1 protein-coding gene is annotated in these 1,119 nt (G+C 41.1%); it reads left to right on the top strand.

Translation table 11 applies throughout. The annotated features are described in order from the left end of the window. Positions 1-411 precede the first annotated feature (411 nt). The coding region (locus PX481_RS26770; protein ID WP_288096965.1) for a family 10 glycosylhydrolase at positions 412-1,119 on the top strand (708 nt) is incomplete at its 3' end.

Genomic DNA, 1,119 nt, shown 5'->3' with positions numbered 1-1,119 from the left:
ATCCTTATCTGGCAAGAGACTTAATTGATTAGTTCGCTCTAGAGCAAAAACAATTGACAAAAATCGCTAAATGCCTTTCTCTATAAGGGTTCCATCCCTTATAACCCCCGTCCATTGCATAACACAAACCGAAGAGCCAGATATTGGGGGGTTACACAAGAGCTAGAACCTCTGGAAATGCGTTACAAGGGAGATCCTTGCAACGAGGTAATCTAAACATATTGACTTTCGCTGTATAATCCAAATACAGTCTATCAACTCTCTACTTGCGCTTAGAAATTAGTTGAAGGCTTACCCGATAAGAGAGCTAGAGTTTAGAGACTGTAAGACTTTTGCTAGAGTTCTAGAAGAGGGCTAAAAAAATAGCAAACTAAGAAAATTTCTCCTTTGCTACTTTTGCCGTGAACAACTATGTTAAAGAAAGTCAATTATCTGCGATCGCTATCCTGTTTCCTCGCTATAATCCTCTGGAGTAGTCCTCTCGGGATTAACTCTAGCCTCGCTGTCAATGATAATTGTCAACTCTCCGAATCGGAAATCAAACAACAAGAAAATCTGCGTCAAACTTCCCCCCAAGAATATAACATTTTATTGCAGAAATATGCTGAACAATTGCGCTTTTGTCGTTCCCGACACTGGTTACAGGAACAAGCGATCTGGTTACGTCTTTACTCCTGTGATACCCGTCCAGGATCGATAGAAAGTATCCTCGATCGCATCGTGGCCAAAGGTTATAATATAGTTTATCTGGAAGTTTTTGCCGATGGTCAAGTCTTATTACCTCCTAACAATAATCCCACGGTTTGGGATAGCGTGATTAAAAATCCCGGTGCTGGAAATGTGGATTTATTAGCACAGGCGATCGAACAGGGACATAAACGCGGTTTAAAGGTGTACGCTTGGTTATTTAGCCTCAATTTTGGCTATGCTTATAGCTTAAAACCCGATCGACAGGAGGTGTTGGCACGCAATGGTAAAGGACAGGATAGCACCTCTTTTGTCGATGATCGATCCCAAACTTTTGTCGATCCCTACAGTAATCAAGCGCGACAGGATTATTTAATTCTCCTAGAAGCCATTTTACAACGTCGTCCCGATGGAGTTTTATTTGATTATATT

Source organism: Microcystis sp. M53603_WE2 (genome assembly GCF_030065435.1).
The sequence above is the reverse complement of the archived record's forward strand: the minus strand, read 5'-3'. Positions and strand labels throughout refer to the sequence as shown.